The sequence below is a fragment of the Saccharicrinis sp. GN24d3 genome (assembly GCF_052400645.1).
GTDB lineage: Bacteria > Bacteroidota > Bacteroidia > Bacteroidales > Marinilabiliaceae > Saccharicrinis.
In genome coordinates this window covers 100,810-115,479 of record NZ_JBQTGI010000008.1, presented here as the reverse complement: position 1 = coordinate 115,479, position 14,670 = coordinate 100,810, and the positions used below count along the sequence as shown (strand labels likewise).

Here is a 14,670-nt window from a genome sequence, read left to right as displayed (position 1 = left end):
AATAAAACAAGATTTTCAGTAACTATATCTTAAACCACCTAAAAACCCGATACATTCCCTTAATATTTTTAAGCTTAGATAAAAAAACAAATATCAGTAGTGAAAAATTATATATTGCAACATAGTAGCTGTAAGGCTTGCTAACGCCATCCTTATCTATTCTACTTAAACCATTCCATTCCAATATTTTTTTAATCCTTTTGTAGTTTTTGTAATAGGGTTTGTAAGTAGCAGCATTTGTAATTAGAAAAACAAACTTACATATAGGTTGATTGATGAAATAACGTTGTGCTTCTGTAAGATTAGCTTGGTCTTGAAATTTTTTAAGATTAATTGCAGAGAGGACAAAGCCATGGGTGGCTCCTTGAGTATAAAATAATTTAGAATTAGTTGCCGATCCTAAACGTGTAGTTCTTTGATAAAACGAATTTCCATCAAAGATACATTTGTTTGCAAGACATAAAACACGAGCAATTAACTCGCCATCTTCGAGATATGGGACATTGGCTAAGTATCGAAGACCGTTTTTATTCATAAACTTTGTATTGAACAGTACCGCCCACATTCTGTCCGGATCCGTCCGTCCATCTCCCCTTGCCATATAGTAAATTTGGTTCCCATTAAGTACTTTTAGGCTATACTCGCTATTTAGCACTTGCCTGTGCACACTTCCATCCTCCCGGTGAAAGGTAAAACCAAGGTAAGAGACCTCAATGTTATACTTATCCGCATTATCTAAAACCCTACCGAAACTGTTTTCATCTACGAAATCATCGGGGTCAATAAACAACAAGTATTTTCCGGTCGCTTTGTCCATGCCGTTGTTCCTGGCACGCGATACCCCCTGGTTCTCCTGGTCGATGAGTAAAATGTTGTCGAATTCTTTTTGCAGTTTAATTACGATCTCCTTACTATTGTCCGGAGACCCGTCGTTAATACAAATAATCTCGTAATCCTCTTGTGTGATATCTTGATTTTCGAGACTGCGAAGGCATCTCTCCACATAAGGTTCGACGTTATACATTGGGACGATAATAGAAAGACGTTTCACGATAGATGGTAAGTTTTTTGTTTCAAAAATTACTGTTAAGTATATAATTCACTCCTCCTCAAACCCTTAACCAGGCGCAACTTAATCCATATATAATATTTAAACGGGTTTAGGTAAACCGCTAGCAGATTCAAAAGAAACCCGGTCCCTTTACTACGGTTGATCCGGTTGTTGCGGAAAATTTGGGCCCCCATCCAATAAAACCTTTGATACAACATGATATCTAAAGGTAAATTTGGATAGGTATAGATTCTCCTGAATCCCTCAAGTTTAAAATAATTGGGGTTAACGTGAAAAGAACTGCCCGTATTGTTAATGGCATTTGCATGGGTACGATAATTAACGGTACGTTTATCCATAAAGTGTAGTTTATGGCCATTTTTCGTCAGGTTCAACCAAAGCGGGTAGTCCTCAAGCAATTTAAACCTTTCGTCGAAGCCCCCCACCGATCGCAATACCTTTGTGTTGATAAACAAGGATGGGGTGAAGTGTATCCTGTCGGAAATAAGCAGCATTTTATATTGGGATTCCGCAGTTCGTTCCGGAGCGACAATGCTGTTAGGTTCAATATCTCCGGATGGAGTAGATTTAACATACGTCTCATCTTTAATTTCATCTAAATAAACATCAGTTATTGAGAACAATACCTTAATATCATTGTTTTTGTTAACCCAATGTACATTATCTCTTATGCAATCCGGCTTTAAAGTATCGTCACCCGCAGGCAAACAAAGCCATTCCCCGCTGGCTTCCTTAAGGCCTCTGTTTGCATTGGCCGACACACCCGTGTTATACTCAGTTTCGACAACGAGGGCTCTCGAAAATCTTTTTTTGTTGGCATCAATCCATTTTTTACAAACTTCAACCGTATCATCCCCGGAGCCGTCGTCGGTGACGATCAATTCAATTTCGGGCCAGGTTTGGGCACTAATGCTATTCAATGTTTCCTCAACAAACCTCGAAGAATTGTATGTAACTACTATAACTGAAACTAATTTGTTCACAAAATATAATTAATAAATTATTTATTCTGGTGTTATTTATCGTTTGGCTTGATCTTTCTCGATATTTTACTTATTATCAATTGCTTAAAGTCCATCAGTTCGTTTAACTTATAATAGGAATATAAAGTGGTTACCGCGAGTATGCAGCCACCCACCAAATATTTAAGCGTAATGTTTGGTATAAATACGGAAATAAAGGACAAAAATACGAGACCGTTTGTGGCTAAAAACCTTCCATAGAACTTACGCGGGTAGCTAAACTGATATCTACCCTGCAAAACACTGTAGCCGATAATTACACCCAACACATACGATATGATAAATGATATACCAAGTCCATTAAGTCCGTAGAGATAATAAAACAACAGGTTCAGGGCCAGGATAATGGATCCCGAAATTATTTCTAAGATCAAAAACAAACGTCCTTCCCCCTTGGCCAAAAAAACATAGCCCATAGCCCATGAAATCACCTTAAACAGCATTCCTAACATGGTAAGGTTGGCAAACATAACAATAGGTAAAAATTCATCTGTGTATAAGACCCTAACTATAAGCGGCATACCTACAATCAACGAAGACAACATTGGGGCCATAATTAAAAGTGCCGTTTCTCCCTGTTGGCTGACCAAAGTTTTAACCTTCTGGTTATCTGACTGCACTGCCGACAAACGGGGAAAGTAATCGGTAGCCATGGCCGCAAATACAATTCCGGTATATTGCCCTACAACACCCCATCCGGCATTATAAAGCCCTACCTGTTCCACCCCTGATTGCTGGCTTATAAAAGCATTTAATATATACGCCGAGAGCGTGGCGATAAATCCGGCCAATGTCATCGATAAACCCAGCCGGGCCATTCCCAGCCCGTTCCTCCACGTTTCCGTGGGCTTTAAACTTATCTTTTGTATTTTAACGCGACGCGAATAATACCAGGACAAAAATAAGGCAGTTGCAGCCGCCAACACCATGGAAGGCACAATACCTTCCAATCCATATATATAAAATAGGGGGATCGCAGTTACAAGGCCCAAAGCCGAACCTAATACCCCGGCCATAGCTAAATCCTTTAAACGGCGTGTACCTTGTAATATGGCCTTTTGACCATTACTTAAGGCTGTTAGCAGCAGTGTAACAGACAGCCATACAAAAGCCCAGGTATATTCGGTATTTCCAAACGACCATTTGCTTAGCCAGGATGCCATTGACAAGGTAACCACGGCCCCAAGCATACCTGTCAACCACGACCATCTTCTAAGGGTCACTATAACTTTTGCTATTTTGAAACTGTCGCCATGCCCATGCGCCTCGGAAACATCCCGGACGGCACTAAAAGCAATCCCAAGCCCGGTAATTGACATAATCAACTGAATGGGTGCATTGAGCAAGCCCATGATTCCCACACCGGCAGTCCCTAATAAAACTGCCACAAACTTTACCCTGATGATCCCTATCAGAATGCTGAATACCTGGACGCCACCAAAAATAGAAGTAGCTTTAAGTATCTGTCGATAAGAAGCTTTGACGCTGTTTTCTTTGATTTTTTCCATTTCAATCGGATCCGAACCAACCACAGATTGACCGTCATCCTTACCTTCTGTTATTACCGACAAATTTTCTTTCGTTATATCCAACTTTTTGATTATTTCTTGTTTCAAACTTTTTAGTTTAGTTCAGGTATTTGATAACCTACCAATTCAATCAAATTTCAAATAAAATTATTGATAGCTGTAACTACTTTTTCGGCTTCACTATTTGTCATTACCTGGCTTATAGGCAAGCTTAACACTTCATTATGAATTTTTTCTGTAATTGGGAGAAAAGTATTGTTCATGCTTTTATATGCTTTTTGTTTGTGGGGCGGTATCGGATAGTGAATCAAGGTTTGTACTTCGTTCTTCATTAAATATTTTTGAAGTTCATCACGTTTATTATGTCTTATTATAAACAGATGCCAAACATGATCGAAAGTATTGCGTGTTGCGTGTTGCGTGTTGCGTGAAGGCAAGATAATTTCCGCATGGCTAATGTTTTGTAAATAGTAATTCGCAATTTTACGGCGATGTTGATTATCGGCATCCAACCTCTTTAGCTTTACCCTCAAAACTGCGGCCTGGATCTCATCTAGCCTGGAATTTAAGCCCTGGTAATCGTTAACATATTTTTTTGTTGAACCGTAATTTGCTAGAGCTTTAATCACGGAGGTTAGTTTTTCATCATTCGTTGTTACCGCACCTCCATCACCGAGTGCCCCCAAATTTTTACCTGGATAAAAGCTATGTCCGGCAGCGTCTCCGAGTGCACCGCTCCTAACAAGCGGAGAGGTTTTAATCTGTGCACCTGCCGCCTGGGCGTTATCTTCAACAATTTTTAGGTTATATTTTTCTGCAAGCATTTCCAATTCTTTCGACCAACACACTTGACCATAAAGGTGAACCACCATAATAGCTTTGGTACGCGATGTAATATGTTTTTCTATTAAAGAAATATCCAGGTTATAGTTTTTAATATCGGGCTCAACCAACACTGGTTTTAATTGGTTATCGGTTATTGCAAGAATAGAGGCAATATAGGTATTGGCCGGAACAATCACTTCATCACCTTTCTCCATTATACCCATTTCAATATAGGCTCTAAAGATTAATCGCAAGGCGTCTAAACCATTTGCCGTACCTGTACAATAATCTGTTCCGATAAAAGCGGCATATTCTTTTTCAAATGCTTCTACCTCATTGCCTAATAAATACCAACCACTTTTCACAGTGTCCTGAATAGCGTTCGAAATTTCGGGCTGAAAACTTTCCGTAATTTTTTGAAGGTCAAGAAATTTAATCATCGCTTAATGTTAAATATCATTGGTTATTGTTTGATTTTAAAAAGGATTTGAATATTTCGACAAAATAGTCCAAGTCCTCTTGGTTTAGTTCCTGATGAACCGGGATGAAGAATGCTTCCTCACCATAAAAAACACTACATTGAACTCCATGATTGTAATAATATTTCTTAAGATTTGGCAAGTCAATTTTTTCAGTCTCCGACTTAAACATAAACACACCTGGCATTACCCCTGCTGTTAAAGCAAATCTTTCGGGAAACCCCAATTCGTGAAACTTGTATTTCAAATAATTATAGTTATCCATTCTTTTTTCAACAATCACATCCTTATGATCTATATATTCCGACAACACATTTTTGATATAACGTAACAATTCCATGTTAACAATAGAATCGCAATGAAGCCCATTCAAGTTATCGCCAACTAAAAGACCCCCTACCTGTAAAGGAAAAGTTTTAGGAAAACTATAAATTACGTAATCTCCAATTGTACCTGGATCTGCACCTATTCCTTTAGAGAAAAAAGTATTCGCACAATCTTCTATAATAGGTAAACCATATTCTTTCAGCTTCTCAGGATGTTCATATGGAAATCCAAACTCGTGATTCAAAAATATTGCTTTCGTATCCGGTGTAAATTCCCTGGACCAAAGGCAGAACTTTTCGATTTCTTTGGTTACACATCCGCTAATGTAAAAGTTACCCGAAGTGGTTAAAATGGTAACTACATCACCTGATTTTAAATCCAGCCTCTCTAATGCAAGGTTTATTGCCCCTCGGCCATTCTCGGTATACACAAACCTGTTTTCCCCAAATCTATTGTCGAAATAACGGTCGATACTGTTGTTATCCGGAAGATTATGATTTTTGGCCAGATCACTTGTACGAAACGGGCCTATTCGGTAACAAGGTAAACTATATGGATCAGGGTTGATAATAAACATGAGAATAAAGCTACGTTAATTAAATATTGAATGCCATTTGGAGGGAACTATATTATCCGTTTTTAGTCAGTTTTAATCCAAACCGATACCTAATTGAGGAAGTGGCTTCATGGGTTTCTTTAAATCTTAATAACCCGGCATTGGGAACACCGTCCTCTGTGGAGATCCCCAAATCGACATATTTATAACCTTTATTTTTATAATACTCCCATAAATGAAATAACATAAAATCCATAGCCCGGAGTGGTCTGCCCAAATCATTATCACCCCAAAACACCGCATATATTATTTCCGGATGCGAACGATAAAAAATGGATGACGCGACCATTTCCCCACCTGAAGTGCAAACCTTGAAAAAATCCACAGGCCATAGACCTCCAGTTTTTTCAATGTCTTCCAACGTCATATATATAGGTCTGCCAAATTTGGCCCTGTTTTCCTTGATCAATTCGTAGCCCATACGTTTGTCTTCATAGTCTGTAGTATGCCCAAAAACCAGCTCATTACGAAGTGCTTGCCGATAATATTCGCGGCTATTTTTTTGTTTGTACTTGCCTTCAAACTTTTCGAGATCGATATAACTTGTTATCTCCGGGGTTTCGTGTTCGAAACCAGCCCTAAAAAAAGCGCTGACACATTTTGAGTTGAAGGTTGGATGATAAATATCCGGTGGGAGCGTAACTCGCAATTCCTCATAATTGTTAGCCTGTGCAAAAGTCTTTAATTCATTCACAAAAACATCCACTTTATCGGAATACATGTTCTCCTTTTTAAAATGAAATCCGCCAAAAGGAGCGGAAAACGGAGAAAGCAGTATATTATCTTTTATTCCGGCCACCAGACCTATTTCCGGTTTGGCTACATCTTCTACCAAGCGTATTACCTTATCTATTTTATTAATATTAAGTTCCACAAAATCCTCAGAGTTAAACGAGTGTGGGTTGGTCGGAAAGTATTGCCCAAAAGATTTTGCGCTAACTTCAACTAGCATGTTCAGATGTTTTATAGGTTAAAAATTCATCGTAATTACGGATGTAATCATCTTCGCTATATTTCTCCGAGGCCAGCACAAAGCAGATAGCTCCCGACGAGAAATTAACGATCTCTCTCCATATTCCGGGAATCACCATTAATCCGAAATTCGGCCTGTTCAACTGTATTATTTTTTTATTTTTCCCATCATCGATGATTACGTCAAAACAGCCGCTAGCAGCAATTATAAGTTGATAAAGGTCTTTATGTGCATGACCGCCTCTTTCAGATCCACCGGGAACATCATATAAATAATATACCCTTCGAACATCAAAAGGTAAATGTTCCCCGTTTTGTATGATGGACATATTACCTGCAGGGTTTTGGATTTTGGTTAGTTCAATAACATTACAATTGTGAATATCAGAAACAAAGTTCATCATAAATTTCCATAGGTTACATAAATAATAGATCCTTAGATAAGAGAGAATAATCTTCCCGAACTTGATTTAGAAGATTTATTTACAAGATGCTTAAAACCAGTTTAATACGAAATTGAATATTTATGGCACAAACAACTCAAAACCGGATACTTCAAAATACTAATCGTAAGTCTATAACAACAAGAAAAGTTAAAAAGCATCCTGTTTAATCCACAATATTATCTCCTTGCACCAGCTTCAATCTTTTATACTCATCAAAATCCCGAACATAGTCATCGGGATTATACTCCGTTGAAGAAATAATTACGGCCAGTGAGTTTGTGGAAAAATTCTCCATAAGTCCCCAGGTCATTTTTGGCACAAGCACACCATAGTATGATCTGTTGAGGGAATACCTATGTTCCTTTTCGCCATCATGCAGCACCACATCAAAACTTCCCGATAGTGCAATGATCAGTTCCTGGGTTTCTTTAAAGGCGTGACCTCCCCGTATTTCTCCACCGGGCACATCATATATCCAATACACCCTTTTTATTTTAAACGGCAAATGGGTGTCCTCTTCAACAAAGGACAGATTGCCCCTTATATCGAGATATTTTGGCAATTCAATGATCGAAGGCTTCATGTTTATCGTTTAAATATTTGAAAGTAGACTTTCGCTTATTTTACTTTTTTTCGTTTCGCTGGTATAACCGTACTTTTTTCCGTACCCGTATTTTTTAGGCTTAAAATCAACATCGTTAACCAGTACGCTTACATGGCCGTTGCTTGCTGTAGCTTCGGCAAGCGCCTGGTTCATCATGTTCTTTAGTGTTTTGTTAACGCGCACCACCATCAAAACAGAATCCACATGTTCGGTCAGCTGATGCGTATCGGAAATAAGCCCTATGGGGGCCGAGTCCACGATGATATAATCGAATCGTTTTTTTAGCTCTTCAAACAACCTTGCTGCAGACGCCGAAGCCGCCAATTCCGAGGGGTTTGGCGGTATGGGACCCGAGGAAATTACGGAAAGGTTTTCGTGAAACGTTTCCTGTATGATATCATCCACCTTATCCTGGCCTATCAGAAAGGTTGACACACCGCTTTCTTTTGCAAGTTCAAACGCTTTGGCAAACTTCGGGTTACGAAGGTCAAAGCCCACCAATACGGTTTTTTTGTTCAACAAACTGTATACCGCCGCCAAATTTATGGATGTGATAGTTTTACCATCACCCGGCATAGGAGACGTAACTAATATAACGGGGTTTTTCTTTTCATCGGTGATAAACTGCATTCGGGACCTTACCAGCCTGAACGATTCAGCCAGCGCCGAATCCGGGTTACCGAAGATGAGCGTGTACGGATTCCCTTTTATTCGGGGAATGCTTCCCATCATAGGTAAGTCCCCCAATTTGTCAATATCCTCTTCTCTAAACCGATTATTAAGGACATATGATAAATAAAAGAACAACATCGGAACAATGGAACCCAGAAAAAAGGCGATAAAATAAATCATGTTTGCATTGGGGGCAACCAATTGACTGTACATTTCGCTGGCAGGATCCACCACCTCATTATCGGGCCTGTTGGACGCCTTTTGCATTTGCAGCTCCGACATTTTTTGCAGTAGAAAAGTGTAAAGGGCATCGTTCAATTTAAATTTACGTTCAATACCGAGCATTTGTCGTTCCGTTACGGGAAGTGCGGCCGCTTGTGAGTTTATTCTTGCTATTTGATCTTGATTTTCCGATCTTGCCAATCCATTTGCCCTGCGTAATCCGTTCAAGGTCTCTATCAGCTCTTCTTTTTTGCTTCTTATCTTTTGGCTGATCAGTGTATGCAGTGGGTTTTTTTCGCCACCGCCTTGCCCCAACAGTTGTCCCTGCAAATCGGCCAGCTCTGTAACCAAGCCGGTCAGTCCGGGATCTTCGATGCCCATACTAATCGGCATGGGTAATTCTCCTTTCGAATCATCAGCCAGGTAGTCCGCCAAATAATCATAGTAATCCGCCTCAAGTTTCAGTCTTCTTTTCTCCGTTTCCAGTGTGGATGCACTTCGGATAATAGCTTGCCCTTGAACAGAAAAATCCATCACTCTATTGGAAGACCGGAACTCCGTAAGTTTATTCTCCGTGATTACCAATGAGTCTTTTACCCCGACCAGTTGATTCTCTATAAATTGGATTCTCCTGTTGGCTTCCATGTTTTTTTTCTCCAATGAGATATCCTGATACACGGATGTCAGCTTGTTCAGGAATTCCACGTCCTGTGTGCGGTTGGTTCCAGTAATGCTGATTTCCAATATGGAACCGGAACGTGTGAGCACGTCCACAGAAATACGTCCGTTAAAATACTTCACCAAACTCTCCGAACTATTCACCACAAAACACAATTGATGCTCGGCATGTGTCGCAAACCACGATTTATCTGTGCATATAATATTTATATTACCACCAGGGAATTCAATCGGTTCTCCAAATGCGGTCCGGATATTCACCCCCTGTGATTCAGAAAATAACCTGATATTGTCATTTCCCAAATATTCGATACCAAACTCTACGTTTTTCGGTAGCGGATTTTCTCCATTAAATTTTATCTTTACGGGAGAATTTGGATACAGCGATATCTCGTTACTAACCGTCTTAAAGTAAAATTCCAGTTCAAAATCCAGCTCTTTGAGTGCCCGTGCGGTCAATTCCCTGGAGGTGATTATCATAGTCTGGTTCTCCAGGTTCCGCATACCTCCCGGTAACCCCAACCCTTTTAGCAACTCATCGTTATCCGGTCCCGTGTTATTTTCTTCTTCATATATAAGTACCGAGGTATATACTCTGTACACGGGCATTGAATGCGAAATATAATATCTAGCCCCTATAAATGCCAATACAATTGTTATAGCAAAATAGTACCAATTTTTGATAAGTATATTAACAATAAGCCCCGGGTCTACACCTATATTTTTAAGTGCAGGATTATTTTTGTTACTATTTAGTACTTTATTGTTATTCTTCATTGTACAATATTAATGGTTCGTCAGATATGAAAGCCCCTTTAAAAATAGGATTTTTAACCTTCAGATTTAAACAAAATCTTATTAATTTTGGTTCTGAATTAAGGCATATACCACAAAACCGGTATTTAATACCCCCAACACAATCGAATAGATGGCCGAATTCATTTGGAACGTCCTTCCCTTTAGAGGTGGGGCATAAATAATATCATTTGGCATTACATAATAATATTCCGATTCAAGAATGCTCCTGTCGGAGAGTGAGAACTCTTTGACAACCGGTCCATACGCTGTTGGTCTGATCAACTGTATCTTTCTTCTGTCGCTATAATCGGCAAGATCGCCCGCCATAGCCAAGGCCTCAAAAATATTGACCCTATTCTTTGTCAAGGGATATCTACCCGGACTGCCCACTTCGCCCATTAAACTTACATAATTATTGACCAGACGAACCGTAATAGACGCATCTTTCACATAACTGCTAAAAGTACTCTCCAACTTTATTTTTACACTATTTAACGTTTGCCCTTCAACATAGACCTTGCCCACAAATGGTATTTCGATATTTCCCTCACTATCTACAACATAACCCTGCAGAATAGCACTTTCCTCCGTTATGGTTCCCTCTCCGGCAACAGGATTAAACATGGCCGACCATTTGGGATCCGGTGAAACCACATTGATGTACAGGTTATCATATGGCATCAACTTATACTCCAAGGGTACCAGGTTTACCCTGCCTGCAGCTTGTTCTGTGCCAATGGAACCCGAATATTGAAGATATGTGAGCTTCTTGCGCGAAACACAAGAGCTAAAAAAGGCCATGCATAAAACCAGCATCAAGAATAAATATTGTTTGGAGGTCATAAGTATATCTTTATAAATAAAAAATTGTTTCTGTCTATATCCTTATTTCAATCCAGCTATACGATCGGTATCAATTAATTCTATGATTAACCCGTACCTGGCCAGTAAAAAGGCGATATTATGCCCATCAAAAGCTTCCCCGGGCTGTGGGGGAACAAGCGTCAGGAGCCCGTTGCCTTTCAACTCCGCTAATTTATCGTTAATATCATCGCATTTAAAACAAATATGATGAAAGCCACCACCTTTTTTGACGAAATCAAAAAGGGATTTATTACTGTCCATTGGTTCGATTAATTTAACTTTGAGACTGTTGTTTTTATTAAGAAAGGTAACCTTAACTTTTTGACGCGAATTTTCAACAAAATCCGTCATTTGGGTATAGCCAAACACCTCTTCCCAATACTTTACGCCTTGATATAAATCTTTTACAGCAATACAAATATGGTCAATTATCATTTTGATGGATGATTTTAAATTCCACTCTACGGTTTATCTTCCTGCCCTCTTCCAAAAGATTGGACCTAAGCGGAAATTCTTCCCCTTTTCCCCGGGGAATCAATCTTCCTTTTTTAATTCCCGTGCTTCCGAGATAGTCTGCTATTTTTTGTGCCAACGACTGCGACAAATACAAATTTCTAACGGAAGAGGCAACATTGTCTGTATGAACATCAATTTGCAAGTCTATTTCAGGGAATTTATGCAACAAGCCCACCACATTGTTAAGCATCAATATACCGTTTGTCTTTAATATGTTACGATTGTTAAACAGATCGTTTAATTGAACACCATATTTCTCCACTATCCTGAACAATTCTCTTTCGGCAGGCTCTGTTAATACGTTATAAGTTACTTTTGCCCCCTCAAAACCACTTTCCTTAAGTGCTTTATAGGCTGGATAAACCAATATGAGTTGCCTTTGCTCATCGACTATATAACTAAACGTACTATCCTGCTTGTTGAAATACTCACGAATTTGATATTTTGAGGGAACTGTGTTAAACACCGGACTATCCAAAGGCACTCTTTTATCCGACAACAACAGTTGTAACCTAAAAACACTCTCTTTTCCTTCATTAACAACTGCACCGTAAATTCGTTTTTTTTTAAACTTATTGGCTTGAGCAACGACTATATCGTCATTTGCAAAGGATTGCCGTTCCGCCAAAAATTTATCTCTTTGGCTCTCCTTTGAAAAAACGGATATGTTTTTTGTAACCGATTGTTTGCTTATCTCTCCGGTTGTTTTGCATTTTAAGGCCACACCAAGTTTTATAAGATTCTCGCCTTCTTTTTTGAATTGATAGGTGAATTCCCGTCCTGTTATATAGGCAGTATCTTCCAACTGCCAGTAAAACTCAATTATATCATGATTCGGATAGTTGGTCTTTGAACCATCTATGTGAATAGTATCACCAACCATTACATAATCATCTGAGCGGATAAAAGGCTGTTCAAAATCCATAATCTCGACTTGGTAAGTGCTCTTATGAAAAAACATTTCCTTTGTTCTTCGATCCACTATATTCACGTTTACGGTAAAGCTACCTGTTTCCGAAAAACAATGTCGCACCTGTTTACCGTATTGCTTAACCCCGTTACCAAAATCCCACTCATACTGAAGCAGCAAGGTGTCCACCACAATTGAACCTTCATCGCCTAAATTTATACAGTAATTATTTCCCTTTTGTGGCTGAGCGAACCATACATGATGCTTTATGGTACTAAAGCTATAGATATCCATGGTTCGGTCCCGGTTGGATGAAAAATAGCCGCTATCCATCAGGGCATCGGTAACAATCCCAAAATCATCGTGGATGGAATTAACAGGGGCATTTAATCGAACAGGATCATGCCAGGAATCACCATCTACTTTGGTTACGAATATATCCTTACCCCCTAGGCCGGGATGCCCGTCGGAAGAAAAGAATAATTCGCCTACCTGGTTCACAAAAGGATATGACTCATTCCCGGAGGTATTTATTTGGGATCCGAGGTTCACGGGATCGCTCCAATAACCATTTGTCCATTCGCAATAATACAGGTCGGCACCTCCATAACCTCCTGGCTTGTCTGAAGAAAAATATAGTCTATTTTCGTCGGGGGATAAGCATGGGGTTGTTATATTAAACCAATCGTTATTATAATGAAATTCCGATATATTACCCCATTTTCCATTTCCTAAATTAGCAGAATATATTCCTAATTTATTAATTCGGTACGGTATTTTTTTCAAATTCGCATCTGCCAACATATTCCTGGAATAATATACTTTATTTTCTTTCGGATTAAATGATGCGGGGCCGTCATTAAACCTTGTTGTTAACTGTTTCGAAAACAACTTGATATTCTTCCATTCTTTCTGAACCTTACTGACATAGTACAAATTAAACTGGCTCTGACTTGCATCGTTGGAATAATCAATAAGGGAAGATATTCTTCGGTTCGAACAGAAAACTAACCCCTCCTTATAAAACACAGGCGAAAACTCATCATATCTCTTGGTGCTAAATGAAGTTTTTTCTACTTCACACCATTTTATTTGGCTTTTTGATACCAACGAGCAAAGAATAATGATTACCGACAGTGTTAGATATTTTTTATTCATAAAAACAAAGGTAGTTAAATGCCGCTAGCTAAAAAATTAAAGGAGTAGGGGCATCAACTTTATATTTAAACAGATATCTAAGCATTATCTCATGCGATCCGTTACTGTGTCTGTTAAGTTTACTTATTTCAAAATTAAATCCATATCCTACTGAAAATTGACTAGTTGCACTTACCTGCAAAATAGCGGTAGCGGAACGCTCGTTTCTGAACGAACCACCCAGCCAAAAACGATCATCGTAACTAACCAGCGTATTAAAATCATACTGAAATTTTTCTGGAGACTCCATCGATGTATATTGTAAAAGCAAAGAAGGGTACAGCTTAATCCTTTTATTCAAACCTATTTTATATCCCGTATTCAACAAATAAGAATATTTGCTGAAATCATTCTCGGCTAAATACTCATCTTTGGCCATGTCAAATGTATAGCTTAGCATTTGCGGAATGGATAACCCAATAAAATAATTTTTAATTGTGTAATGAATACCAAAACTAAAATTAGGTACGATATAATTTTTGGAGTCCAGTAAAAAAATATCATCATCTTGATCCAAAGCTATCAAATCTTGAAACGATGTTTTGGTCATCTTAACATCTACTCCTAAACCAAAGGCTAAAACACCATTGGGTATTAATATCCTAAATGCATAATTGGTTCTCAAATGTTTTTCGTTTGTAACACCATAATCGTCGCTAACCAACATTAACCCCAGACCCAATTTTTGGTGCAGAAATGGAGCATCAACGCTAAATGCGGTAGATTGTGGAGAACCTTCTACCCCTATCCACTTTTTACCGTAATACAACGATAAATTCAAGGCGTTATTTCCTCCTGCATAAGCGGGATTTATTGACATAGGGTTAAGAATATACTGCGTATTTAACGTGTAATCCTGCCCTTTACATAATCTTCCGGCTAAAACAACAATTAAGAGTACGACCCATATTTTTCTCATAT

The 14,670-nt window shown here is 38.8% G+C and carries 13 protein-coding genes; all 13 read right to left on the bottom strand.

The window, feature by feature from the left end; genetic code table 11:
• Positions 1-22 precede the first annotated feature (22 nt).
• Positions 23-1,051 carry a glycosyltransferase family 2 protein gene (locus ACT29I_RS11245; RefSeq protein WP_444793467.1) on the bottom strand — a complete coding sequence of 343 codons (1,029 nt, stop codon included), beginning with the start codon at positions 1,049-1,051 and terminating at the stop codon, positions 23-25.
• A gap of 35 nt (positions 1,052-1,086) precedes the next feature.
• Positions 1,087-2,055, bottom strand: a complete 969-nt coding sequence (locus ACT29I_RS11240) for a glycosyltransferase (RefSeq protein ID WP_444793466.1) — start codon at positions 2,053-2,055, stop codon at positions 1,087-1,089.
• A 32-nt stretch (positions 2,056-2,087) separates the two neighbouring features.
• On the bottom strand, positions 2,088-3,710 hold the full coding sequence (locus ACT29I_RS11235) for an O-antigen translocase (protein WP_444793465.1): 1,623 nt from the start codon (positions 3,708-3,710) through the stop codon (positions 2,088-2,090).
• A 50-nt stretch (positions 3,711-3,760) separates the two neighbouring features.
• The gene (locus tag ACT29I_RS11230; protein WP_444793464.1) at positions 3,761-4,888 is read right to left on the bottom strand and encodes a DegT/DnrJ/EryC1/StrS family aminotransferase; all 1,128 of its coding nucleotides are present in this window, start codon (positions 4,886-4,888) and stop codon (positions 3,761-3,763) included.
• A gap of 16 nt (positions 4,889-4,904) precedes the next feature.
• A complete protein-coding gene (locus ACT29I_RS11225; RefSeq protein ID WP_444793463.1) occupies positions 4,905-5,831 on the bottom strand; it encodes a DegT/DnrJ/EryC1/StrS family aminotransferase in 927 nt (308 codons plus the stop codon).
• Between the two features lie 52 nt (positions 5,832-5,883).
• A complete protein-coding gene (locus ACT29I_RS11220; protein ID WP_444793462.1) occupies positions 5,884-6,822 on the bottom strand; it encodes a hypothetical protein in 939 nt (312 codons plus the stop codon).
• Positions 6,812-7,246 (bottom strand): sugar 3,4-ketoisomerase, encoded by a 435-nt coding sequence (locus ACT29I_RS11215; RefSeq protein ID WP_444793461.1) that lies wholly within the window; start codon positions 7,244-7,246, stop codon positions 6,812-6,814. Before ACT29I_RS11215 ends, ACT29I_RS11220 begins: the two co-directional genes overlap by 11 nt.
• Positions 7,247-7,451: 205 nt before the next feature.
• Positions 7,452-7,871, bottom strand: coding sequence for a sugar 3,4-ketoisomerase (locus ACT29I_RS11210; RefSeq protein WP_444793460.1), 420 nt, complete (start codon positions 7,869-7,871; stop codon positions 7,452-7,454).
• A gap of 9 nt (positions 7,872-7,880) precedes the next feature.
• Positions 7,881-10,241, bottom strand: a complete 2,361-nt coding sequence (locus ACT29I_RS11205; RefSeq protein WP_444793459.1) for a polysaccharide biosynthesis tyrosine autokinase — start codon at positions 10,239-10,241, stop codon at positions 7,881-7,883.
• Between the two features lie 81 nt (positions 10,242-10,322).
• On the bottom strand, positions 10,323-11,105 hold the full coding sequence (locus ACT29I_RS11200; RefSeq protein WP_444793458.1) for a polysaccharide biosynthesis/export family protein: 783 nt from the start codon (positions 11,103-11,105) through the stop codon (positions 10,323-10,325).
• Positions 11,106-11,147: 42 nt separating this feature from the next.
• Positions 11,148-11,561: a VOC family protein gene (locus tag ACT29I_RS11195; protein ID WP_444793457.1), complete on the bottom strand. Its 414-nt coding sequence runs from the start codon at positions 11,559-11,561 to the stop codon at positions 11,148-11,150.
• Positions 11,551-13,710, bottom strand: a complete 2,160-nt coding sequence (locus ACT29I_RS11190) for an OmpA family protein (RefSeq protein ID WP_444793456.1) — start codon at positions 13,708-13,710, stop codon at positions 11,551-11,553. Before ACT29I_RS11190 ends, ACT29I_RS11195 begins: the two co-directional genes overlap by 11 nt.
• 28 nt (positions 13,711-13,738) lie before the next feature.
• Positions 13,739-14,668: a PorP/SprF family type IX secretion system membrane protein gene (locus tag ACT29I_RS11185; protein ID WP_444793455.1), complete on the bottom strand. Its 930-nt coding sequence runs from the start codon at positions 14,666-14,668 to the stop codon at positions 13,739-13,741.
• Positions 14,669-14,670 lie beyond the last annotated feature (2 nt).

Coding starts and splice junctions, on each gene's coding strand:
- ACT29I_RS11225 (WP_444793463.1), bottom strand. CDS start 5,831: ATGTTTATTATCAACCCTGATCCATATAGTTTACCTTGTTACCGAATA.
- ACT29I_RS11230 (WP_444793464.1), bottom strand. CDS start 4,888: ATGATTAAATTTCTTGACCTTCAAAAAATTACGGAAAGTTTTCAGCCC.
- ACT29I_RS11200 (WP_444793458.1), bottom strand. CDS start 11,105: ATGACCTCCAAACAATATTTATTCTTGATGCTGGTTTTATGCATGGCC.
- ACT29I_RS11215 (WP_444793461.1), bottom strand. CDS start 7,246: ATGATGAACTTTGTTTCTGATATTCACAATTGTAATGTTATTGAACTA.
- ACT29I_RS11185 (WP_444793455.1), bottom strand. CDS start 14,668: ATGAGAAAAATATGGGTCGTACTCTTAATTGTTGTTTTAGCCGGAAGA.
- ACT29I_RS11195 (WP_444793457.1), bottom strand. CDS start 11,561: ATGATAATTGACCATATTTGTATTGCTGTAAAAGATTTATATCAAGGC.
- ACT29I_RS11205 (WP_444793459.1), bottom strand. CDS start 10,241: ATGAAGAATAACAATAAAGTACTAAATAGTAACAAAAATAATCCTGCA.
- ACT29I_RS11220 (WP_444793462.1), bottom strand. CDS start 6,822: ATGCTAGTTGAAGTTAGCGCAAAATCTTTTGGGCAATACTTTCCGACC.
- ACT29I_RS11190 (WP_444793456.1), bottom strand. CDS start 13,710: ATGAATAAAAAATATCTAACACTGTCGGTAATCATTATTCTTTGCTCG.
- ACT29I_RS11210 (WP_444793460.1), bottom strand. CDS start 7,871: ATGAAGCCTTCGATCATTGAATTGCCAAAATATCTCGATATAAGGGGC.